General features: G+C 73.8%; 20 protein-coding genes and 2 tRNA genes. 5 read left to right on the plus strand and 17 right to left on the minus strand.

The genetic code is table 11. The features are described from left to right. Positions 1-12 precede the first annotated feature (12 nt). The 4 genes from rpmG to EV188_RS28185 all read right to left on the minus strand — a co-directional run bounded on the left by rpmG (position 13) and on the right by EV188_RS28185 (position 2033). On the minus strand, positions 13-177 hold the full coding sequence (gene rpmG / locus EV188_RS28170) for a 50S ribosomal protein L33 (RefSeq protein WP_116708438.1): 165 nt from the start codon (positions 175-177) through the stop codon (positions 13-15). A 59-nt stretch (positions 178-236) separates the two neighbouring features. Then, positions 237-312 (minus strand) — tRNA-Met (locus EV188_RS28175). A 62-nt stretch (positions 313-374) separates the two neighbouring features. After that, positions 375-447 (minus strand) — tRNA-Thr (locus tag EV188_RS28180). A gap of 38 nt (positions 448-485) precedes the next feature. Further along, positions 486-2033 (minus strand): putative bifunctional diguanylate cyclase/phosphodiesterase, encoded by a 1548-nt coding sequence (locus EV188_RS28185; protein ID WP_133829644.1) that lies wholly within the window; start codon positions 2031-2033, stop codon positions 486-488. A gap of 312 nt (positions 2034-2345) precedes the next feature. Between EV188_RS28185 and EV188_RS28190 the strand changes: the two genes are divergently transcribed. Continuing rightward, positions 2346-3686 carry a competence/damage-inducible protein A gene (locus EV188_RS28190; protein ID WP_243742049.1) on the plus strand — a complete coding sequence of 447 codons (1341 nt, stop codon included), beginning with the start codon at positions 2346-2348 and terminating at the stop codon, positions 3684-3686. Here the strand turns inward: EV188_RS28190 and EV188_RS28195 are convergent. The 9 genes from EV188_RS28195 to EV188_RS28235 form a co-directional block, all read right to left on the minus strand. After that, positions 3683-4495, minus strand: a complete 813-nt coding sequence (locus EV188_RS28195; protein ID WP_133829646.1) for an alpha/beta hydrolase — start codon at positions 4493-4495, stop codon at positions 3683-3685. The genes EV188_RS28190 and EV188_RS28195 overlap by 4 nt on opposite strands. Then, on the minus strand, positions 4492-5274 hold the full coding sequence (locus tag EV188_RS28200) for an alpha/beta fold hydrolase (protein ID WP_133829647.1): 783 nt from the start codon (positions 5272-5274) through the stop codon (positions 4492-4494). Before EV188_RS28200 ends, EV188_RS28195 begins: the two co-directional genes overlap by 4 nt. Continuing rightward, positions 5267-6703, minus strand: coding sequence for a wax ester/triacylglycerol synthase domain-containing protein (locus EV188_RS28205; RefSeq protein WP_133829648.1), 1437 nt, complete (start codon positions 6701-6703; stop codon positions 5267-5269). The genes EV188_RS28200 and EV188_RS28205 overlap by 8 nt, the downstream gene beginning before the upstream one ends. Then, the gene (locus tag EV188_RS28210) at positions 6700-8097 is read right to left on the minus strand and encodes a 1-acylglycerol-3-phosphate O-acyltransferase (RefSeq protein WP_133829649.1); all 1398 of its coding nucleotides are present in this window, start codon (positions 8095-8097) and stop codon (positions 6700-6702) included. The genes EV188_RS28205 and EV188_RS28210 overlap by 4 nt, the downstream gene beginning before the upstream one ends. After that, positions 8081-10351 (minus strand): glycerol-3-phosphate 1-O-acyltransferase, encoded by a 2271-nt coding sequence (locus EV188_RS28215; protein WP_166660133.1) that lies wholly within the window; start codon positions 10349-10351, stop codon positions 8081-8083. The genes EV188_RS28210 and EV188_RS28215 overlap by 17 nt, the downstream gene beginning before the upstream one ends. Positions 10352-10386: 35 nt before the next feature. Continuing rightward, on the minus strand, positions 10387-11667 hold the full coding sequence (locus EV188_RS28220; RefSeq protein ID WP_243742050.1) for a cytochrome P450: 1281 nt from the start codon (positions 11665-11667) through the stop codon (positions 10387-10389). Then, the gene (locus tag EV188_RS28225) at positions 11664-12935 is read right to left on the minus strand and encodes an NAD(P)/FAD-dependent oxidoreductase (RefSeq protein ID WP_133829651.1); all 1272 of its coding nucleotides are present in this window, start codon (positions 12933-12935) and stop codon (positions 11664-11666) included. Before EV188_RS28225 ends, EV188_RS28220 begins: the two co-directional genes overlap by 4 nt. Before the next feature lie 4 nt (positions 12936-12939). After that, positions 12940-13134, minus strand: coding sequence for a ferredoxin (locus EV188_RS28230; protein ID WP_133829652.1), 195 nt, complete (start codon positions 13132-13134; stop codon positions 12940-12942). Positions 13135-13267: 133 nt separating this feature from the next. Continuing rightward, positions 13268-13687 (minus strand): hypothetical protein, encoded by a 420-nt coding sequence (locus EV188_RS28235; RefSeq protein ID WP_133829653.1) that lies wholly within the window; start codon positions 13685-13687, stop codon positions 13268-13270. 90 nt (positions 13688-13777) lie between these two features. Between EV188_RS28235 and EV188_RS28240 the strand changes: the two genes are divergently transcribed. Next, positions 13778-14617, plus strand: a complete 840-nt coding sequence (locus EV188_RS28240; protein ID WP_243742051.1) for a crotonase/enoyl-CoA hydratase family protein — start codon at positions 13778-13780, stop codon at positions 14615-14617. A 52-nt stretch (positions 14618-14669) separates the two neighbouring features. Here EV188_RS28240 and EV188_RS28245 read toward each other — a convergent pair whose 3' ends face one another. Then, positions 14670-15272 (minus strand): TetR/AcrR family transcriptional regulator, encoded by a 603-nt coding sequence (locus EV188_RS28245; RefSeq protein WP_133829654.1) that lies wholly within the window; start codon positions 15270-15272, stop codon positions 14670-14672. Between the two features lie 94 nt (positions 15273-15366). Here EV188_RS28245 and EV188_RS28250 point away from each other — a divergent pair, with 94 nt between their 5' ends. Further along, positions 15367-16917 carry an acyl-CoA synthetase gene (locus tag EV188_RS28250; RefSeq protein WP_133829655.1) on the plus strand — a complete coding sequence of 517 codons (1551 nt, stop codon included), beginning with the start codon at positions 15367-15369 and terminating at the stop codon, positions 16915-16917. On the opposite strand, the gene EV188_RS33060 is transcribed toward EV188_RS28250, so the two are convergent. Next, positions 16914-17039: a hypothetical protein gene (locus tag EV188_RS33060; RefSeq protein WP_279536777.1), complete on the minus strand. Its 126-nt coding sequence runs from the start codon at positions 17037-17039 to the stop codon at positions 16914-16916. The genes EV188_RS28250 and EV188_RS33060 overlap by 4 nt on opposite strands. A 220-nt stretch (positions 17040-17259) precedes the next feature. On the opposite strand from EV188_RS33060, the gene EV188_RS28255 reads away from it, so the two are divergent. Next, positions 17260-18102, plus strand: a complete 843-nt coding sequence (locus EV188_RS28255) for an alpha/beta fold hydrolase (protein WP_243742052.1) — start codon at positions 17260-17262, stop codon at positions 18100-18102. Positions 18103-18234: 132 nt separating this feature from the next. On the opposite strand, the gene EV188_RS28260 is transcribed toward EV188_RS28255, so the two are convergent. Further along, positions 18235-18606, minus strand: a complete 372-nt coding sequence (locus EV188_RS28260; protein ID WP_133829657.1) for a hypothetical protein — start codon at positions 18604-18606, stop codon at positions 18235-18237. A 320-nt stretch (positions 18607-18926) separates the two neighbouring features. After that, the gene (locus EV188_RS28265; RefSeq protein WP_133829658.1) at positions 18927-20462 is read right to left on the minus strand and encodes a long-chain-fatty-acid--CoA ligase; all 1536 of its coding nucleotides are present in this window, start codon (positions 20460-20462) and stop codon (positions 18927-18929) included. Positions 20463-20673: 211 nt separating this feature from the next. Between EV188_RS28265 and EV188_RS28270 the strand changes: the two genes are divergently transcribed. Further along, positions 20674-21816: an acyl-CoA dehydrogenase family protein gene (locus EV188_RS28270; protein ID WP_133829659.1), complete on the plus strand. Its 1143-nt coding sequence runs from the start codon at positions 20674-20676 to the stop codon at positions 21814-21816. The last annotated feature ends 3 nt before the right edge of the window (positions 21817-21819 follow it).

Consider the following 21819-nt stretch of genomic DNA (forward strand, 5'->3'; position numbering starts at 1 on the left):
GGGGCGAGCGCGTCAGCGGGTCTCGCGGTGACCGCGGTGGGTGCCGCAGTGCGGGCAGAACTTCTTGATCGTGAGGCGGTCGGGGTCGTTCCGCCGGTTCTTGCGCGTGATGTAGTTGCGGTTCTTGCACTCCTCGCAGGCCAGCGTGATCTTCGGACGGATGTCGGTGGTGGCCACGGAGGTTCCTCTCGATACGGTGCTGCAGCAGTGCCCGCGGGACGGACCCACGACCTGGGTGGTAGCGGTGGCCGGACTTGAACCGGCGACACAACGATTATGAGCCGTTTGCTCTACCGACTGAGCTACACCGCCGCGGAGAGCACCCGTCTCATGACGAAGCCGGCGAACCCAGGTTCGCCGGCATGCTCACCGAGAGCCCCTTTACGGAATCGAACCGTAGACCTTCTCCTTACCATGGAGACGCTCTGCCGACTGAGCTAAAGGGGCCTTGCCCTCGCGGGCCGTGCACAAGACTACAGGGCGCGTCACGCGATCAGCGTCCGGGGTCCGGCCGTGGCACCCGGTTCGCCGGGGTGCACGTCGAGCGAGTCGAGCCAGCTGTCGAAGCACCGCGCGGGCAGCGGACGGGACACCAGGTAGCCCTGCGCAACGTCGCAGCCCATCTCGGCGAGCGCGACGCGCACGGCCGCCTGCTCGACCCCCTCGGCCACCACGGTGAGCCCCAGCGTGTGGCCCATCTCGACGATGGCGCGCACGACGGCGACGTCGCCGTACTCGGTGCCCATCCCCAGCACGAAGCTCTTGTCGATCTTGACCTGGTCGACGGGGAGCCGGCGCAGGTGCGCCAGCGACGACTGGCCGGTGCCGAAGTCGTCGACGGCGAGGTGGCAGCCCAGCGCGTGCAGCCTGCGCAGCACCGGCAGCGCGACGTCCCGCTCCGAGGACACCCCGGACTCGGTCAGCTCGAGGGTGAGCAGCTCGGCGGGCACGCGGTGGGCGGCGAGCAGCGTCGCCACCTCGTCGGGGAAGTCCGACGCCGCGAGGTTGCCGACCGAGACGTTCACGGCCACCGACAGGCGCATCCCGCGGTCGAGCCAGCGGCGCGCGGCCGCGAGCGACTCGTCGAGGACGAACGAGGTCAGCTCGGCGATCTGCCCGGTGGCCTCGAGGACGGGGACGAACTCGTCGGGCAGCAGCAGCCCGAGCTCGGGGTGGTCCCAGCGCGCCAGCGCCTCGACCCCGACCACGGTGCGCTCGCCGAGGGACACGACGGGCTGGAAGTCGACGCGGACGTCGCGGCGGGCGACGGCCGCCGAGAAGCCGCGGATGAGGCGCAGGCGCCGCGCCGCCCGCTCCCCCATGCTCGGCTCGTAGCAGCGCACCGGGTCGCCGCCGTCGCGCGTCGCGGCGAGGGCGACGTCGGCGCGGCGCAGCAGGGCGGCGGTGCGCTCGGGGCCGGCGGGGACGTCGGCGAGCCAGGGCCCGTCGGCGGCGACCCCGACGACGACCGGCGGCTCGAAGCGCACGCCCTCCACGAGATAGGGAGCGAGGAGGCGCTCGCGCAGGTCCTCCGCGGCGGTGTGGGCCTCGTGGCCGTCGACGCCCGGCAGCAGCACGGCGAAGGTGTCGCCCTCGAGGCGGGCCGCGACGGGCGGGGTCCCGGTGAGGACGGGCAGGCGCACGCTCACCATCCGCTCGGTGGCGAGCCGGACGAAGACCTCGCCCCGGGCGTGACCGAGCGTGTCGTTCACGGCGCCGAGCAGACGCAGGTCGACGACCGCGACGGCACCGCCGGGCGCGGGGTCCGCGTGCAGGAAGCCCTCGCGGTTGAGCAGGCCGGTCAGCGGGTCGCGGTACGCGTCGCGGCGCAGGCGGTCGGCGAGCTCCGCGGCGGCCGCGTCGTGCCGGCGGCGCCGGAGCCGCTGGACGAGCAGGCCGAGCACGGCGATCACGACGACCAGCACGAGGAGGGCACCGAGGACGACCACGGCGACGGGCGAGACCTCCGCCGGCGCGGCGAGCGTGGGGGCGACGAGACGGGTGACCACGGACGCCACGGGAGCGTGGCTCACGGCACCACACTCCTTCCCGGTCGTCCCCCGACGTCCGCCGGACCCACCGCCGACCACATCCTCGCCGCGTTCACGGTCGGCAACACATCGTGATCACTTGACTGCCCAGTAGTTCACTCGCCCGGACCACTATGCACCCTGTACCCCGTTCAACGATGACCCACCGGTACAGATGTGCACGACGACGCACCCTTGTGGTGCCGTTCGAGGGAGAACCACCCGACCGGCCCAGCACGGTCCGCCGTCAGTCGGCCGACAGCGGCGCGCTCTGGTGGGATGAGAGCGGGAGTCGACCGGAGAGCGGGGTGCGGCGTGGCCGACGAGGGGCACGGAACCGACGGCGGACGTCTCGGCGGGGTGCGGGCGGGGATCGTCGCCACCGGCAGCGAGCTGCTGACCGGGCGGATCACCGACCGCAACGGCCCCTGGGTGGCCGAGCGCCTCGGCGATCTCGGCGTCGAGGTGTCCCACCTCGTGCTCGTCGGCGACCGCGGCGAGGACATGGCGGCGGCGCTGCGCTTCCTCGCCGGCGACGGCATCGACCTCGTCGTCACCACCGGCGGGCTCGGCCCCACCGCCGACGACCTCACCGCCGAGGTCGTCGCCGCCGAGACCGACCGGCCGCTCGAGCTCGACGAGCACATGGAGAAGGTCGTCGGCGACATCATCGCCAAGTTCGCCGACCGCCTGCGCTGGGACGCCGACGCCCTCGCCGCCGCCAACCGCAAGCAGGCGATGGTGCCGCGCGGGGCGACGCCGATCCGCCCGGCCGGCACGGCGCCGGGGCTGGCGGTGCCGCCCCACCCGGAGCGGGGCGGCCCGACGGTGCTCGTGCTGCCCGGCCCGCCGCGCGAGGTCCGCGCGATGTGGGACGAGGCGCTGGCGAGCGGGCCGGTGCGCGACGTCCTCGCGCGGACCGCGCCCTGGGCCGAGACCCACCTGCGCCTGTTCGGGGTGCCCGAGTCCGAGATCGCCGCGACCCTGCGCGACGTCGGCGACACCACCGACCTCACGCCGCTGGAGATCACGACCTGCCTGCGCGACTTCACCCTCGAGGTCGACCTGCGCCACGCCCCCGGCTCGACGGCCGCGGCGACCGCGCGCGACGCGGTGGTCGCCGAGATCGACCGCCGGCACGGGCGCACGATCTTCTCGCGCACCGGGCAGACGATCGACGAGCTGCTGTTCGAGCTGCTCGACGGCCAGGTCGTCGCCACCGCCGAGTCGTGCACCGGCGGCCTGCTCGCCGGGAGGCTGACCGCCCCGGCCGGCGCGTCCGCACACGTGGCCGGCGGCGTCGTCTCGTACTCGAACGACGCCAAGGCCGACCTGCTCGGCGTGCCCCGCGAGCTGATCGATGCCCACGGGGCGGTGTCGCCGCAGGTCGCCGAGGCCATGGCCGACGGCGCCCTGGCCCGCTTCGGCGCGACGATCGCGGTGGCGATCACGGGCGTCGCCGGGCCGGGCGGGGGCACCGAGGCGAAGCCGGTCGGCTACGTCTGCTTCTGCGTGCGCACCGCCGACGGGCGCACGCTCGCCCGCGACCCGGTGCTGCCCGGCGAGCGCGGCGACATCCGCGAGCGCTCGGTCGTGCTCGCCATGCACCTCATGCGCCGCGCGCTGAGCGGCGAGGGCGAGCCCGCCCCGGTCTAACCGGCGACGCGCGCGACGAACGCGCTGACGTCGTCGAGGATCTCGGCGTTGTTGGTCTCGTTGAGGACCTCGTGGCGCGCGCCGGCGTGGATCCGGGTCGTCTGGTCGCTGCCGGCGAGCTTCTCCATCACCGGGCGCGTGGAGTCCATCGGCACGAGCTGGTCGTCCTCGCCGTGCACCCAGAGCACGGGCAGGTCGCCGAACCCCGGCCCCGCGGCGATCGCCTCCACCGAGGCCACGAACGCCTCGAGCGTCGGGCGCTTGAACGCCCCGTGCCACACCAGCGGGTCGGCCGCGTAGGCCTCGCCGACGGCGGGGTCGCGGGAGAGCACCGCGGGGTCGATCGGGACCTCGGGGATCGGGTCGTACTCGAGCAGCCCGAAGATGCCCGGGCTGCCGCCGACGACGGGCCCGGTGAGCACGAGGCCCGCGAGGACGTCGGGGTAGCGCTGGGCGTAGCGGGCGGCGATCAGGCCGCCCATCGAGTGCCCGAGCAGGACGATCGGCAGGTCGGGGTGCTCGTTGCGCGCGACGCGCCGGACCTGGTCGAGGTCCTCGACGACCTCCTCGAGGTCGTGCACGAGCACCGGCTCGCCCTCCGAGCGCCCGTGGCCCTGGTGGTCGGGCGCGTAGACGACGGCGCCGTCGCCGGCGAGCCGGTCGAGGACGTGTGCGTAGCGCCCGGAGTGCTCGCCGTAGCCGTGGGCGACGAGCACGACCCGGCGCGGCGCGGCCTCCGGGTCGCGGCGGCGCACGACGACGCGCCCGCGGGTGCCGTCGATGTCGAGGTCGGTCTCGGTGCCGATCATGCGGGCGTCTCCAGGGTTCGGTGGGCGGTGGTCACGCCGAGGACGGCGTCGACCACCAGGTCGGGGTCGTCCCACATCGGCACGTGACCGACGCGGGGCAGGCGCACGAACTCCGCGCCGGGCAGACGTTCGCGCAGCGCGACGCCGTGGCGTCGCCAGGGGATGAGACGGTCGCGCCCGGACCAGGCGACGCGCACGGGGCAGGGCAGGTCGTCGAACGGCGCGACGCCCCCGTGCTCGGCGGCGCCGTCGAGCAGCTCGCGGAGGATCACGCAGCCGGCGAGGTCGTCGAAGAGCTCGCCGACGTCCTCGGTCGGCACCCGGTCGCCGCGCTCGAGCACCCGCGCGAGCAGCAGGCGGCGCATCCACGGCCGGCGCGCCGCCGTGCGCAAGGTCGTCGACCCGGCCAGCGCCGAGCCCAGCCGGAACGACCACACCAGCCGGCGCAGGTCCCACCCGTTGCCCCAGCCCCCGGCCGGCGACAGCGCCACCACCGAGCGCGCCCGTCCGCGCCGCGCGAGCTCGAGGGCCACCCAGCCGCCGAGGGAGTTGCCGACGAGGTGCGCGGTCGGCATGCCCGCGGCGTCCATGAGCGTCTCGACGTCGTCGACGATCCCGGCCACGCCGACCGGCGTGCCGTCGGGCCACGCCGCGCCGCCGCGGTGCCCGGCCATCGTCGGCACGAGGACCTCGTGGTGCGCCTCGAGCGCCGCCCGGACCGGCTCCCACGCGCGCGCCGACATGCTCGCCCCGTGCAGGAGCACCAGGGGCTCAGTCATGTGCCCGCCCCATCGCCAGCACCTCGGCGAACCCGTCGGCGAGGTCGTGGGTGAAGCCCTCGAGGTCGGTGAACGAGGCGGCGTCGAGGTTCGCGGCGACGCAGCACGTGTCGCCGTGGGTGACCATCGCGATCATCGCCGCGCAGCCGGGCAACGGCGCGAACGGGTAGCTGCGCACGATCTTCGCGCCGGCGAGGAAGGCGTCGTCGCGCAGGCCCGGGATGTTGCTGGCCTGCAGGTCGTTGCTCTTCGTCGCGCCGCCCCCGAAGCCGGCGACGACCGCGCCCGGCAGGCGGGCGAGCCAGGCGCTGACGATCTCGACGCTCTCCAGGGCCGGCTCGCCGAGCGCGATCTTCATGCGCCGCCGGACGTCGACGACCCGCGCGGCCGGGTCGACGATCCCGACCGGCGCCGAGAGCCGCGCGGGCGCGAAGTGGTTGCCGCCGGGCTCGTGCTCCTCGCGGCGGATCGACACCGGCAGCGTCACGGGCATGAGCCGGTCGGGCGGCAGCGGCTCCCCGCGGCGCTCGGAGTACCGCCGGAACGCCCCCAGGAGCCCGGCGACGTAGGCGTCGTTGACCGACCCGCCGACCGACTTCCCGGCCGCGCGCAGCTCGGCGAAGGGCACGTCGAGCGTGCGGAAGCGCCACGACGGGCTGCGGTGGGCGAGCACCGGCAGCGGCGGCGCGGGCGGCGGCGAGAGCACGCGGCGCGCGGACACCACGTAGGCGACCGCGTCGCGCACCGCTCGGTCCGGCCGGACCAGCGACGCGGCCGCCCCCAGCAGGCTCTTACCGGCCCCGCCCACCAGGCCGAGGTCGCTGCGGACCTGCCGCACCACCTCGTGCGACAGGGTCGCCGGCGGCCCGGACGGCGGGGGCGGCTGCGGCTTGTCGGTCATCGACTCCCGCGTCCGCGAGTGCAGCCCGGCCAGCAGCTGGGCGAGCCCCATCCCGTCGGACAGGACGTGGCTGAGCTTGAACACCAGCGCCGCCCCGCCGTCGGGCAGGCCGCCGACGATCGTCGCTTCCCAGAGCGGCCGCGACGAGTCGAGCGGCGTCATCGCGATCTGCTCGGCGAGGGTGAACAGCCCCGGCGTCCCCGCGCCGTCGGGCAGCCGCAGGCGCCGCAGGTGGTAGTGCAGGTCGAAGTCGGGGTCGAGCGCCCAGTGCGGCGTCCCCGCCCCCAGGAACGGGGTGACGATCCGCTCGCGGAACCGCGGCACCACCCGCGACGCCCAGTCGGTGGCGGCGACGAAGCGGTCCCAGTCCGGCTCGCGGTCGAGGGTCTCGACGAGGACGACCGTGGAGCGCATCCGCGGGTCGGCCTCGACGCGCCACATCAGCGCCTCGAAGCCGGTCAGCTCCTCCGAGCGCGACCAGAGCAGGCGGCCGTCGTCGCTGCGGGGCGGGGTCGGGTCGAGGCTCACGTGGCCCCCTCCAGCACGGCGACGAACCGGCTCCGGACGTCCTCGACGTGCTCGGTGAGCGTCCCGACCGTCCAGTCCGCGGTGTCGATCGGCGGCAGCACGTCGACGTGCACGGTGCCCCCGCGCAGCGTCTGGTGCCCGCGCCACATGACCTCGCCGGCGTCGTGGATGACGATCGGGACCATCGGCACGCCGGCCTGCATCGCGATGTGGAACGCGCCCTTCTTGAAGCGCCCCAGCCGCGGGGTGGGCGAGCGCGTGCCCTCGGGGGCGATGGCCAGCGACCAGCCCTCGTCGCGCAGCTTGCGCACCGCGGGCTCGAGGGCCTCCTTCGCCTGCCGGGTGTTGCCGCGGTCGACGAACGCGACGCCGGCGAGCTTGAACATCGCGCCCCACAGCGGGATCGACGCGGCCTCGGCCTTGGCGACGCCGGTGAACCCGCCGCGCAGCAGCTTCATGAGCAGCGCGACGTCGATCTTCGACTGGTGGTTGAACACGAACACGCAGGGCCGCGCCGACCACAGGTGCTCGGCGCCGGTGACCTCGACGTCGATCCCGGCGAGCGCCAGGCCGAGGTCGCCGGTGACCGAGCACGTCAGGTCGATCATGTGCCGGCGCGAGCGGCGGGCGAGCCCGACCGCGGCCGCCGTGCCCGCGGCGCTCGCCAGCGCGCCGTAGAAGCCGGCGGTGCGCAGGACGTCGCCCGGCGTCGCGAGCGTGCCGCCGCGGGGCGCGACGGGCAGGACGGGATGCTCGCCGTCCCGCGGGGTGGCCGACACGACAAGCGGGTGCTCCGCCGCCGCCAGCAGCGCCTCCGCGCCGGGCCCGGCGTAGGCGAACGCCACGGCGCGCCCGCCCAGCGCGGCCGCCTTGCGCCCGCCGCGGCCGTCGAACAGCACGGGCCCCTCGACCTCGCCGGTCAGCGTGCCCTCGCCGACGGCCACCTCGGTGGCGATCAGCTCGTCGGCCTCGAGGTCCTCGGCGATCGGGGCGAGCACCGGGCGCGGCGCGTGGCCGGTGACGACGACGTGGTGCCCGGCCCGGCGGTGCTCGAGCACCAGCGACCACATCTCCGGGCGCAGCGCGGCGCCCAGCTCGTCGCGCAGGACCGCCCGTGCGCGCCGGGCCAGTGCGGGCTCGTCCTCCCCCGCCCAGCCCGCGACCAGCCGCCGGACCGCGTCCTCGTCGTCGCCGGCGCCCGCGAGCAGCGCGACGTCGCCGGGCAGCGCGCGCCACGCGGTGCGCCCGGAGCGCAGCGCCTCGCCCGCGTGCGCGGCCACCGCCGAGGTCGCGAGCAGGGCGGTCTCGTCGACCACGGCGACGCTGCCCGCGGGCGCCGCGCGGATGGCGGCGCGCCGGGCGGCGAGGACACCGAGCTCACTGGTGCGCGGCACCGAACACCTCCGCTCGCAGCTCGCCCTCGCGCTCGGCCGCCCGCCGCAACCGGTCCCGTACCGCGGCGACCTCGTCGCGCCAGGCCGCGCGGGCCTCCGGTGTGGCGTCGGCGCCGAGCAGCCCGCGGTTGTCGGCGGCCCGCAGCGCGGTGGTGAACAGCTCGCGGGACACGACGTCGGCGCCCTGCAGCTGCTGCTGGCGCCACCACTGCTGGCCGAGCCCGGTGCACGCCTCGAGGAACGGGTCGCGGTCCTCGAGAGCCCCGGTGTGGTCGGCGAGCACCGTCGCGACGACCCACTGCGACTCGACGAACGGCAGCAGCGTGCGCGGCGCGACGAGCAGGTCGGCGTTCCCGAGGATCGCGGCGGCGTCCCCGGGCGAGGCCGGCGTGTCCGTCCAGCCGGGCGCGAGGCGGTCGAGCTCGGCGAGCAGCTCGTCGCGGAAGTCGCGCTTGCGGGGGAAGAAGAACTCGAACTTCAGCAGGTCGCGCAGGTGCAGCGCCTCCGCCCAGCACGCCTCGAGGACCTGCTCGCGGTCGAGCTCACCGCCCGCGTCGACGACCGCGATCAGCGCCATCTCCAGCACGGCCCGGTTGAGCAGGTGGTGCAGCACGCCGTTGCGGTAGAAGGCGGCGACGTGGTGGCGGTCGGGGCCGATCGACCAGACGGTCTGCGGGCCGGCGTCGAAGCGCTCGACGACGCCGACCGACACGAGGCGGTCGAGGGTCTCGGCGACTCCGTCGCCGGTGTCCAGGTCGCCGATGGCGGGCTCGTCGGCGAGCAGCCGCCGCACCGGTGCGACGACGTCCCGGACCTGCTGATGAGTCAGCGCCCGCCCGCCCGCCCCGAGCAGCGCGAACGTGACGACGGACGTGGGCGTCACCGGCGTGGCCCGGTTGATGCCCAGGCACACCCGGAACGCGACCTTCTCCAGCTGCGCCGAGCCCTCGCCGGCGTCGCGCAGGGCGTCGCGCAGGGCGATCGGCTCGCCGAAGCGGATGCGGGCCGAGCCGATCCGGCGTTGCTGGTCGCGCATGTAGCCGGCGAGCCAGCCGAGCCCCTCGGCCTTCTTGCCCGCGCCGCCCTGCTCGGCGGCCAGCGCGCCGACCTCGTGGAGCTGGTCGTAGTGCAGCGACACCGGGACGAGCAGCGGGTCGGCGCCCGGGGAGTCGGACGGCAGCTGGTCGGCGGCGTCGACGAGGTAGCGCAGCAGCCCGTACTTCGGCGGGCGCAGCTTCCCGGTGCGGGTGCGCCCGCCCTCGATGTACCACTCGAGGTTGAAGCGCTTGTCGAGGAGATGGCCGAAGTACTCGCGGACGGCGAACTTGTAGACCGCGTCGTCGCCGAAGCTGCGGCGGATGAACACGATCCCCGCGCGGCGCCCGAGCGTGCCGAGCGGCCAGAACGCGAGGTTGTTGCCACCGAGGACGTGGTTGCGGGGGAAGTCGTGGGCGTGCAGCACCTCGGCGAGCACCAGCGGGTCGGCGTAGCTGCGGTGCGACGGCAGGAACACCAGCGGCCGGCGGCGGCCCTGGTCGCGCAGGTCACCGAGGCTCGAGGTGTCCACGTCGAGGTCCCACGCCCGGCGGTGCAGCGGGCTCATCACCGAGCGGAACGCCTCGATCGCCGGCGGGCTCTGCACCGCGGCCATCTCCGCCAGGCAGGACGCCGTGCGGGCGAGCACCTCGTCGGCCGACAGCCCCAGCTCGCCGGCCAGGGCCGTCGCCCGCTCGCGGACCGCGGCCGACGCGACGATCTGCTCGGCCATCAGCCGCGGCACCTTGTAGCGGTCGCCGGTGAGGCGGCGCTCGGCGCGGTCGCAGGCCAGCGTGGCCCGGCGGCGCACGAACGCCACGAAGCCCGCGCCGTCCGGCGTCCCGAGCTCGCGGTCGCCCTCGCGGCGCAGCTCCGCCAGCGATGCCGCATCGCCCGCGACGACCCGGCCCCGCGCGTCCGACCAGCCCCGCACGCGGGCGTGCGCGTGGCGCAGGGTCCGGCGCCGCGCGCTCAGGGACAGCAGGTCGGTCAGCGCCGGCGAGTCCGAGGAGCCGCGCTCGGCGGGCGGCCAGACCACGCGCACGGGCACGACGGTGGTGTCGGGACCCGCGCCGTCGAGGGCGCCGGCGAGCTCGCGGCCGTCGTCGGGGACGACCCGCACGGGGTCGTCCCCGTAGGTCGACTCCGTCCACTGCCGGACCAGCTCCCGCTCGACCCGGGACCGGGCCCCGGACAGGACCAGCGTCGACTGCGCCACTCTGCGCCCCCTCACCGTCCCGCTGGGGGACGGGCTCAGCCCCCGAGCGAGCAGGGCATGGTCTTCACCGCGTGCACGAAGTTGCTGCGCAGCATCTCGGGCTGCCCCACGGTCAGGCCCGGGGCCCGCGTCAGGAGCTGCGAGAAGATCTGCCGCAACTGGGTGCGCGCGAGCATGTTGCCCATGCAGAAGTGCGGTCCGCCACCCCCGAAGCCGACGTGCGGGTTCGGGTCGCGGGACAGGTCGAAGCGCTGCGGGTCCGAGAAGACCTCATCGTCCCGGTTGCCCGACTCGTAGAACATGACGACCTTGTCGCCGGCGGCGATGCGGTGCCCGCGCAGCTCGGTGTCCTCGACCGCGGTGCGGCGGAACGTCAGCACCGGCGACGCGTGGCGCACGAACTCCTCGACGGCGGAGCGCATCCGCCCGTCGAGGTCCTCGGCGAGCCAGGCCCGCTGGTCCGGGTGCTCGGTGAGCTGGTGCATCGCGTGGGCGATGGTGTTGCGGGTGGTGTCGTTGCCCGCCACCGACAGGAGCACGAAGAACGCGCCGATCTCCGGGTCGGTGAGGCTCTCGCCGTCGACCTCCGCCTGCACGAGGTTGGTCATGAGGTCGTCGCGGGGCTCCGCGCGCCGGGCCGCGACCAGCTCCATCGCCGGGCCGAGCAGCCCCATCAGCGCCTGGCCACCGGCGGCGAGCGGGTCCTCGAGGCCCAGGTTCTCCAGCACGTCCGGGTCGTTGGTCGCGACGAGCAGGTCGGCGGCCTCGGCGAGCCCGTCCTGCATCTCCTCGGGCGCACCCATGAGGTCGTAGATCGTGCCCATCGGCAGCTGCTTGGCCACGAGCTGGACGAAGTCGCCGTCGGACCCGTCGGAGCCGTGCTCGAGGAGCTGGTCGACGATCGTGGACGCGCGCTGCGCGATGCGGTCCTCGACGCGCGCCACCTGCTTCGGGGTGAACGCCGCGCTGACGATCTTGCGGAGCTTGGTGTGCCGGGGCGCGTCCATCGCGAGGAACGACTGCGACGCCTCGAGCAGCTCGGGCGGCGCGTCCTGGAACTGCACGCCCTGCCCGGAGCAGAAGAGCTTCGGGGTCTTGCTGATGTAGCCGATGTCGGAGTGGCGCACGACGGCCCAGAACCCCGGGTCGTCCTCGCTGGGCATGAGCATGCCCTCCGGCGGCCGGTGCCAGGAGATCGGGCGCTCGCGCCGGAGCTCGGCGAACGTCGCGTCCCGCTCGGCCATCGGCCGGCCCCAGAAGTCCAGCGAGGACAGGTCGAGGGGGTCGATGTCGGGCTTGTCGGCCGTGGTGGTCACGTGCTGGCTCCCTGCTCCTCGGCGGCTCTCCTGGCCTTCTCCGCGCGCTGCCGGCGCCGCTGCTCGGCGAGCTCCAGGGCGTCGTCCCAGCTCTTGCGTCCACCGATGAGCCGCCGGTACTTCATGACCTCGGCGGGCATGTCGACGGCCAGGGCGCCGACGATCCGGTCGCCGGCGCGGTAGATCGCGGTGAACGGCCCGCCCTCGGTGTCGTCGCCGGCGACGACCTCGATGTCCTCGCCCGCGGCGATCCCGACGAACTGGACGCGGCCGTCGTACCAGTCGGACCAGAAGTACGGCACGGTCTCGTAGGCCTTCGCCGCCGACGGGTCGACCGCGTGCCGGGCGGCGCGCCCGCCCTGGTCGGCCGCCGAGGTCCAGTGCTCGAGGCGCATGGTGCCGTCGGCGACGTCGGTGAACAGCGCGTTCGGCCAGCGCGCGACGTCGCCCGCGACGTACACGCCGGGCGCGGCCGCGAGGGTCTCGTCGGCGACGACCCCGTCGTCGATGGTCAGCCCGGAGCCCTCGAGCCAGTCGGTGGCGGGCCGCGCGCCGATGCCGACGACGAGGACGTCGGTGGCCAGCTCGGTGCCGTCGCCCAGGCGCACGCCGGTGACCCGGCCGTCCTCGGACAGGACCTCCTCGACCGCGACCCCGGTGCGCACCTCGGTGCCGTGACGGCGGTGCAGGTGGGTCAGCGCGCGCCCCATCCGCTCGCCGACCGCGCGGGCCAGCGGGGTCTCGAGCGCCTCCAGGATCGTCACCTCGAGGCCCAGCTTGCGGCCGACCGCGGCCACCTCGGAGCCGATGAACCCGGCGCCGACGACCGTGAGGCGCTTCGCGTGCTCGGCGCGCAGGGCGGCCCGCAGGGCGATGGCGTCGTCGAGGGTGCGCACGGTGTGCACGCCCTCGAGGTGCTCGGTGCCCGGCAGGACGCGGGCGTGCGCGCCGGTGGCGATGACCAGACCGTCGTAGGACAGCGTGCGGTCCCCGACGGTCAGGGTGCGCGCCGTGGTGTCGAGAGCGGAAGCCGGCGTGCCGAGCACCAGCTCGACGTCGAGGTCGCCGGCGAACGTCTCCTCCTCGCGGTAGCGGGGGTCGGGGCACTCGTCGGCCGAGAGGTACTCCTTCGACAACGGGGGCCGGTCGTAGGGGAGGTGCTCCTCCGCCCCGACCAGCGTGACGTCGCCGTCGAAGCCGTCACGCCGGACGGCCTCGACCGCCCGGAGGCCGGCCAGCGAGGCCCCGACCACCACCAGGTGCGTCACGCCCTCACTCGCCCTCGAGCGAGAGGGCCTCGGTCGGGCACGCGGCGACGGCCTCGCGGACGTCGCTCTCCATCCCCTCCGGGACCTCCTCGGCGTGCACGATCAGCGAGCCGTCGTCGTCGACCTCGAACACGTCGGGGGCGAGCGACTCGCACATGCCCATCCCCGTGCACCTGTCCCAGTCCACCTGGATCTTCATCGATACCTCCTCGCGGGTGGTGTCCTCGTGCCAGCTCTCGCCCGGGGCCGCGAGGGCGACCATAACGTACGTTGTGCTACGGACGCGAGACCTGCGTCACCATTCGACCACCCACGGTGAGGGTGCGCGACGGTCAGGCGGGCGTGTCCCGCCACACCGTCCAGGAGAGCCAGCCGCGCGTGAGCACGTAGGCGATCGCGGTGACGACGACGAGGGTCGCGTCGACGACGAGCGCCGTGGCCGCCTCGGGGACGTCGAGGACCGCGAGGGTGAGGACCACCATCGCGATCTTGTGGAGGAACACCAGCTCCCAGAGCCCCGGCGACGTGCGCGGCCGCAGCGCGAGCAGCACCCACAGCCCGGTGAAGACGAGGAAGCCGAACGTGCGCCAGCCCTCGACGACCGGCCGGTCCGGGGGCGCCGCGGCCATCGTCGCGAGGCCGCCGACGAACGCGGCGACCGAGCTGACGGCGGCGAGGAGGAGCAGACCCCGGCCGATGCGATCGGCGGTGCGCGCGGGCGCTCCGGGACGGGCGTGCACTGCGGTGGTCATGCCTGGTCAACCGCGTGGCGCGCCGGGACGTTCCGGACATGAGAGCGTCGTGCCCCGAACTCTGCGTGAACTCCTGAGAGGAGCCCGGACGTGAGCACGCTGGACGCACCGGCCACCACCGCACTGTCGGTCACCCGTGACGGCGGTGTCGCGACCGTGCGCCTCGAGCGCCCGCAGGCGGCCAACGCGCTGGACCGCACGCTGTGGCACGAGCTGCGCGAGACGTTCCGCGCGCTCGACGACGACCCCGCGGTGCGGGCGGTGGTCCTCACCGGCGCCGGCAAGCACTTCTGCGCCGGGATCGACCTCTCGATGCTCGCCGAGATCCAGGGCATGGCCCCCGCCAGCGCCGACCCGGGCCGCGCCCGCGAGGCGCTGCGCCGCCTGATCCTCGACCTCCAGGACGTGCTGACCACCGTCGAGCGCTGCCGGGTCCCCGTCCTCGCCGCGATCCAGGGCGCGTGCGTCGGCGCCGGGCTCGACCTCGCCGTGGTCTGCGACCTGCGCTACGCGACCCCGCGCACGAAGTTCTCGCTCAAAGAGGTCGACATGGGCCTCGCCGCCGACGTCGGCGTGCTCCAGCGCCTGCCGCGGATCGTCGGCGAGGGCCGCGCCCGCGAGATGGCCTACACCTGCCGCGACGTGCGCGGCGAGGAGGCCCGGGCCATGGGCCTGGTCAACGACTGCGTCGAGGGCGACGACCCCGAGGCGCTCCTCGCCCACGTCACCGAGATCGCCCGCGGCCTCGCCGCCAAGTCCCCGCTGGCCCTGCGCGGCACGAAGCACGCGATCACCTACGCCCGCGACCACTCGATCGCCGACGGCCTCGACCAGATCGCGACGTGGAACGCCTCGGCGCTGATCTCCGACGACCTCACCGAGGCCGTCACCGCCTTCACCCAGGGCCGCGCCCCGCACTACGCCAACTGAGGTGTCAGCGTGGCGGCCACGCTGACGTCCAACGTCAGGATTTCCGCCACGATCACCGGTCGTCGCGCGCCGGGGCCTCCGCCCGCCACGGGTCGGCCGCGTGCTCCCAGTCGACGTCGGCGTGCGCGCGCACGGCGACCTCGAACTCGTCGAGCAGGGCCGCGAGCGGGGCGTCGACGACGCCCGCGATCTGCTGGTGCCCGGCGAGCACCGCGATCCCGAGGGCCGCGAGACGCTCGCGCGCCCGCACGTCGGCGACGACGGGCGCGAGCACGTCGGCGAGCGCCTGCACGCGCCCCCGGTCGACGGCGCGCTGGGCGGCCTCGACCGTCGGGTCGACCGTCGCCCAGGCGCGGATCGCCGTCTCCGCCTCGTGCGGGATCGTCAGCGCGAGGTGCTTCATCAGCGTCACGCGCTCGACGGGGTCGTCGCTGGTGGCGTTGACCATCTCGACGAGGCGCCCGACCTCCTCGCGCTCCCAGTGCTCGAGCAGCGCCGCGACGAACCCTTCCCAGCTGCCGAAGTGGTGGTAGAAGGATCCGCTGGTGACGCCCACGGCCGCACAGAGCTTCCCGATGCGCAGCCCGTTGCGCCCCTCGCGGGCGAGCACGCGCAGCGCCTGGTCGAAGTAGGCCTGCCGGGTCGCCGTCGGCATCGGCGTCGTCCTCCCCGCGGCGATCGGTTCCCCTCGAACAGAACATAATCTACTCTACGGCGGCCGTTCAGACGTGATCGCCGAGGAGCCGACGATGTATCCCGGGACGTTCGCCGCCACCCACCCCGACCGCCCCGCGGTGATCATGGCCGAGACCGGTGAGGGCCTGACCTACCGCCAGCTCGAGGACGGCTCGGTGCGCCTGGCACGCACGCTGCACGAGCACGGCCTGCGCCGCGGCGACGTCGTCGCCCTGCTCTCGGACAACCACCCGCGCGTCTTCGAGGTCTACTGGGCCGCCCAGCGCGCCGGCCTGCTCGTCACCGCGGTCAACCACCACCTCTCCCCCGACGAGGCCGCCTACATCGTCGACGACTGCGGCGCCCGCGCCCTGGTCGTCTCGGCGGCGAAGGACGAGCTCGCCAGGGCGATCGTCGAGGGGACCCCGGGGGTCACGCTGCGCCTCGCCTTCGGCGGCGCGGTCGCGGGCCACGACGACTACGACGAGGTCGTCGGCGCGCAGAGCGCCGAGCCGATGGCCGACCAGCCGCGCGGCGGCGACATGCTCTACAGCTCCGGCACCACCGGGCGCCCCAAGGGGATCAAGCCGAACCTGCCCGAGCGCCAGATCGACGAGCCGGGCGACCTCTACATCGCGGTGTTCAAGCCGATGTACGGCTTCGGCGAGGACACCGTCTACCTCTCGCCGGCGCCCGTGTACCACGCCGCACCGCTGCGCTTCGGCGCCACGATCCAGTCGACCGGCGGCACCGTCGTGATGATGCACCGCTTCGACCCGGAACAGGCCCTCGCCGCGATCGAGCGCTACCGGGTGACCCACAGCCAGTGGGTGCCGACGATGTTCGTCCGCATGCTCAAGCTGGGAGAGGAGACGCGGAACCGCTACGACGTCTCCAGCCTGCGCGTCGCGATCCACGCGGCGGCGCCGTGCCCGGTCGACGTCAAGCGGGCGATGATCGACTGGTGGGGCCCGGTGCTGTACGAGTACTACAGCTCCAGCGAGGCCAACGGGATCACGTTCATCAACTCCGCACAGTGGCTCGAGCGGCCCGGCTCGGTCGGGCTCGCCGGGCTGGGCACGATCCACGTCTGCGACGACGAGGGCCGCGAGCTGGCCGCCGGCGAGGTCGGCACCGTCTACTTCGAGCGCGACCAGGTGCCGTTCCGGTACCACAACGACCCCGAGAAGACCCGGGGCGCGCAGCATCCAGAGCACGAGACGTGGACGACCACCGGCGACCTCGGCTACGTCGACGACGACGGCTTCCTCTACCTCACCGACCGCAAGAGCTTCATGATCATCTCGGGCGGCGTGAACATCTACCCGCAGGAGATCGAGGACGTCCTCACGCTGCACGACGCGGTGTACGACGTCGCCGTGATCGGCGTGCCGGACGACGAGATGGGCGAGTCGGTGTTCGCGGTCGTGCAGCCCGCGCCCGGCCACGAGCCGTCGGACGCGCTGGCCGAGGAGCTGCTCGAGCACGTCCGCGGCCGCATCGCACGGTACAAGACGCCCAAGCGTCTGGTGTTCACCGACGACCTGCCCCGCACGCCCACCGGCAAGCTCGTCAAGCACCGCCTGCGCGAGCGCTACGCGGCCGGGGAGTTCGCCGTGCTCTAGAAGAGCGAGCGGAAGAACGTGGCGATCGACGACAGCGCCTCGCCGATGATCGCCAGGATCGAGCGGACGACGTCGGCCGCACCCTCCGGCTGCGAGATCACGAAGAACAGCAGGACGGCCACGACGACCAGGATCAGGAACCGTCTCAACCCTTTGGACATGCGCTCGCGCCGCTCCCTCGTCCCGGCCCCCGCGCCACGCCCGTGGGTGGGCGCGGTGCGCGCCGACCGTAACGCGACCCTCCCCCGCGGGGTGGCCACTTCGACGGAGTGTCGCGCTGTCGGACGAGATCGGTCACCACAAGATCGACGGATTCGCCGTCGGCGCGGCACGATCGGGGCCGTGGACTCCTACACCCGTGGTGCGCTGCGCTTCGACGTCACCGAGCACGGTCCGTCGGACGGGGAGCCGGTGCTGCTGCTGCACGGCTTCCCGCAGACCGCGGCGAGCTGGGAACCCGTCGCCCGTCGCCTGGCCGACGCGGGGTACCGCGTGCTGGCCCCCGACCAGCGGGGCTACTCGGTGGGGGCGCGGCCGGAGGGTCGGCGCGCCTACCGCGTCGAGGAGCTCGTCGACGACGTCGTCGCCCTGGCCGACGCCGCGGGCGCCGGGACCGTGCACGTGGTCGGCCACGACTGGGGCGCGGTCGTGGCCTGGGCCCTCGCCGCGCTGCACCCCGAACGGGTGCGCACGCTGACCGCGGTGTCGGTGCCGCACCCGGCGGCGTTCGTGAAGGCGATGGCGACGAGCCGGCAGGGCGCGCTGTCCTGGTACATGTACTTCTTCCAGCTCCCGGCGGTCGCCGAACGGCTCCTCGGCCGGCCGGGCGGGCTCGCCGCCGCCGCGCGCCGCGCCGGGCAGAGCCCCGAGAAGGCCCGCCGCGACGAGGCGGCCCTGGCGGCCAAGGGCGGACTGCGACCCGCGCTGACCGGCGCGATCAACTGGTACCGCGCCATGCCGTTCTGGGAGCACAAGGGCCTGCAGGTCACCGTCGCGACCCCGACCCTGCTGGTGTGGAGCGACGGCGACGTCGCCATCTCGCGCGCGGCGGTGGACGGCACGCCGCGCTGGGTGACGGGTCCGTACCGGCTGGAAGTGCTCAGCGGGGTGAGCCACTGGATCCCGGACGAGACACCGGAGCGGCTCGCCGACCTCGTGCTGGAGCACCTGGGCACGGCGGCCTGAGAGGTATGGGGGTTCCGGGAGCGCGGGGGGATGCGCTCCCGGAACCATGGTCGGCCGAGGGGGGCGCGGCCGACACCAGTCATGTTACGGGCTGGTACGTGGGCTCCGCGTGCGATTCATCCCATAACGCGTCTAGCCCGCAACCGCCACCGGTGTGATACCCCCGGGCGGTCGGTCGACGATGACCTCGGGGAGCGTCCGGTCACCGCCATCCGGGAAAGGGGCTCCGCCCCGCCCGTGTCGCAGGAGCGAGTTGCGGTGCGCCACGATCGCCGTCGCCAGCGCCTGGGCGTGCGACTCGGCGCGGGACGCCTGTTCGCCGGAGACGTGCTCCACCGCGCGCCCGAGCATCTCGGCCAGGCGTGCGAGCTCGTCGAGCACGTCCGCGGACCAGGTGAAGTGGTCGACGCCGTCCGGCCGGAGCGCTCGCCCCTCCGCGTCGAGTCGCCGCAGCGCCTCGGTCGCCTGCCGGACGAGCGCGACGCCTGTGTTCTCAACCGTCACGAGGACGCTGTACCCGCCCGCCCGACGGGTGACGCTCCTCATCGCCCACGATCGAGAGGTCCGGACATGGGTCGGCCCCGCCCCTGGCTGCTCCCCAGCGCCAGAGACGGGGCCGACCTCCGAACGGCCGAGCGTCGAACCCCCGAAGCCCGACGCGGCCTGATGCAGCCAGCGTGCCCTGGCCCTGAGCAGCGGAAACAGGGTTCGCTTCCTTGTATCGGTTCAGCGGGGCGAATTCGGGGGCAGCGCGGTTCAGGATCCGGGGAGCTGGTTAACCGTGGATGTTCCGATGGTGACGTCCTCCCGCCCAGGAGCGGCCGTCAGCCGATGTGGCGCCCCTCGGCCTCCCAGTAGGGCCTGCGGAGGTCCTTCTTGAGGATCTTCCCGGAGGGGTTGCGCGGGAGGGCGTCGACGACGTCGACCGAGCGCGGGCGCTTGAAGCCGGCGATCCGCTCCTTGCACCACTCGAGCAGCGCGTCGGTGTCGATCTCGCTGCCTTCGTTGGCGACCACGACGGCCTTCACCGTCTCGCCCCACCGCTCGTCCGGGACGCCGATGACGGCGACGTCGGCGACGTCGGGGTGGCCGGACAGGACGTTCTCGACCTCGATGGGGTACACGTTCTCGGCCCCGGTGACGATCATGTCCTTGATCCGGTCGGTGAGGAAGAGATAGCCCTCCTCGTCGAGGTAGCCCGCGTCTCCGGTGTGGAACCAGCCGTCGGACAGGGCCTTGGCCGTCTCCTCCGGGCGCGCCCAGTACCCCGGCGTGACCTGCGAGGACCGGATCCAGATCTCCCCGACGACGTTCGGCGCGACGTCCTCGCCGGTCGCCGGGTCGACGGCCTTGAGCTCCACCCACGGGTAGGCCTTGCCCGCCGAGCGCATGAGGTGGGCGCGGGGGCCGTCGGGGTCGTGGTCGTCGGGGTCGAGCTGGCTGATCGCGCCGGTGGTCTCCGTCGAGCCGTACACCTGGAACAGCGGCGCGCGGAACGTCGTGAGCACCCGGTTCAGGACGGTGCTCGTGATCGGCGAGGCGCCGTAGGCGATCGCGCGCAGCTTCGACCAGTCCTTGTCGGCCGCGCCCGGCACGCCCGTGAGGAACTGCAGCACCGCGGGCACGAGGAAGGCGTTGGTGACGCCCTCGTCCTCCATGGTCGCGAGCAGCTGGTCGGGCACGATGTCGGCGATCAGCACGCACCGCGCCCCGAACGACAGGCAGACCAGCGCGAAGCCCGAGCCCCCGATGTGGAAGAGCGGCATCGCCACGAGCCCGACGGACTCGGTGTCGAAGCCCCAGTGGTCGCCGACCGAGAGCAGAGCGGCGAACTGGGTGTGGGTGAGCACGACGCCCTTGGGCAGGCCCGTGGTGCCCGAGGTGTAGAGCTGCAGCACGCAGTCGTCGTCCTGCGCATCGTCGGGCGGGTCGAGCACCTCGTCGGACGCAGTGAGCCAGCCCTCGTAGTCGTCGCCGACGACGAGCACCCGGCGCACGGCGTCCAGCCCCTCGACGCGGCCGCGCAGGTCGGCGAAGTCCGGGCCGAGCACCACGAGCGGCGCGGCGGAGTCCTCGATGATCGCGATCAGCTCGTCGTGGGTGAGCCGGTTGTTCAGCGGCGCGGTGCCGGCCCGGACGCGCGGGGCGCCGAAGAGCAGGTCGAAGAACTCGGGGCGGTTCTTCCCGAGCCACACCACCCGACTGCCCGCCCCGACACCGTCGGCCGCCATGGCGCGGGCGGCGAGGCCGCCGCGGCGGTCCATCTCGGCGTAGGTGGTGTTCGCACCCTCGAACGTCATCGCCACCAGGTCGGGGGTGTTCACGTACTGGCGTACGACGTCGGTCAGCCGGAACGGCACGAGGGACCTCCACGCGGAAAGCGGACGAAACGGGGCAGTGGTGACGCCGACCACAGCGCAGGCGCGACCGTAACTGCTCATACGGAACGACGGAAGAGTCAGGCTTGACTGTTACCCGCCGGTGCAGCCACGCTGAGCCGCACCGGCACGGTCCCGGGGACTCACCCGGACCGCGACGCCGTCCGAACGTCCCCACAGTGGAGGCCACCCGGTGGAGCGCACGATCTTCTCCGACGAGCACAACGACTTCCGGCAGATGGTCCGGGACTTCCTGGAGAAGGAGGCCGTCCCCTACCACCCCGAGTGGGAGAAGCAGGGCCACGTCAGCCGCGAGATCTGGGAGACCGCGGGGAAGACCGGCCTGCTGGGCATGGACGTCCCCGAGCAGTACGGCGGCGGCGGCACGCCCGACCTGCGCTTCCAGTGGATCGTCACCGAGGAGGTCGCCCGGGCCGGCACGAGCGGGCTGGGCTTCACGCTCCACAACGACGTCATCGCCCCGTACCTCATCGACCTGGCGAACGACGAGCAGAAGCAGCGCTGGCTGCCGCGCTTCTGCTCCGGCGAGATGATCACGGCGATCGCCATGACGGAGCCGGGCACGGGCTCGGACCTGCAGGGCATCCAGACCCGCGCCGTCCGTGACGGCGACGAGTGGGTGATCAACGGTCAGAAGACGTTCATCACGAACGGCATCATGTCCGACCTCGTGATCGTCGTCTGCAAGACCGACGCCGAGGCCGGCGCCCACGGGTTCAGCCTCATCGTGGTCGAGCGGGACACCCCCGGCTTCGAGCGCGGCCGCAACCTCGAGAAGATCGGCATGTCCGCCCAGGACACCGCCGAGCTGTCGTTCACCGACGTGCGCGTGCCCGCCACGAACCTCCTCGGCGAGGAGGGCAAGGGCTTCATCTACCTGATGCAGAACCTGCCCCGGGAGCGCCTCTCGATCGCGGTCGGCGCGACCGCCGGCGCGGAGCGGGTGCTCGAGGACACGATCACCTACGTCAAGGAGCGGACGGCGTTCGGCAAGCCGCTCGCGAAGCTCCAGACGGTCCGGTTCACCACCGCCGAGCTCGCCACGAAGCTGGCCGTGACCCGCACGTTCGTCGACCGCTGCATCATCGAGCTGGGCGAGGGCAAGCTCGGCCCCGCCGACGCCTCGATGGCGAAGTACTGGGCCAGCGAGACGGCCAAGGAGGTCATCGACGGATGCCTCCAGCTGCACGGCGGCTACGGCTACATGAAGGAGTACCCGGTCGCCAAGGCGTACCTCGACACCCGCGTCCAGACGATCTACGGCGGGACGACGGAGATCATGAAGGAGATCATCGGGCGGGTGGTGCTCGGATGAGCC

It is taken from the genome of Actinomycetospora succinea (assembly GCF_004363095.1).
GTDB lineage: Bacteria > Actinomycetota > Actinomycetes > Mycobacteriales > Pseudonocardiaceae > Actinomycetospora > Actinomycetospora succinea.

Bases quoted from the DNA above. Each gene is read 5' to 3' on its own strand.
- EV188_RS28250 (WP_133829655.1), top strand. From the start codon at position 15,367: ATGTATCCCGGGACGTTCGCCGCCACCCACCCCGACCGCCCCGCGGTG.
- EV188_RS28230 (WP_133829652.1), bottom strand. From the start codon at position 13,134: ATGAAGATCCAGGTGGACTGGGACAGGTGCACGGGGATGGGCATGTGC.
- EV188_RS28195 (WP_133829646.1), bottom strand. From the start codon at position 4,495: ATGATCGGCACCGAGACCGACCTCGACATCGACGGCACCCGCGGGCGC.
- EV188_RS28235 (WP_133829653.1), bottom strand. From the start codon at position 13,687: ATGACCACCGCAGTGCACGCCCGTCCCGGAGCGCCCGCGCGCACCGCC.
- EV188_RS28245 (WP_133829654.1), bottom strand. From the start codon at position 15,272: ATGCCGACGGCGACCCGGCAGGCCTACTTCGACCAGGCGCTGCGCGTG.
- EV188_RS28200 (WP_133829647.1), bottom strand. From the start codon at position 5,274: ATGACTGAGCCCCTGGTGCTCCTGCACGGGGCGAGCATGTCGGCGCGC.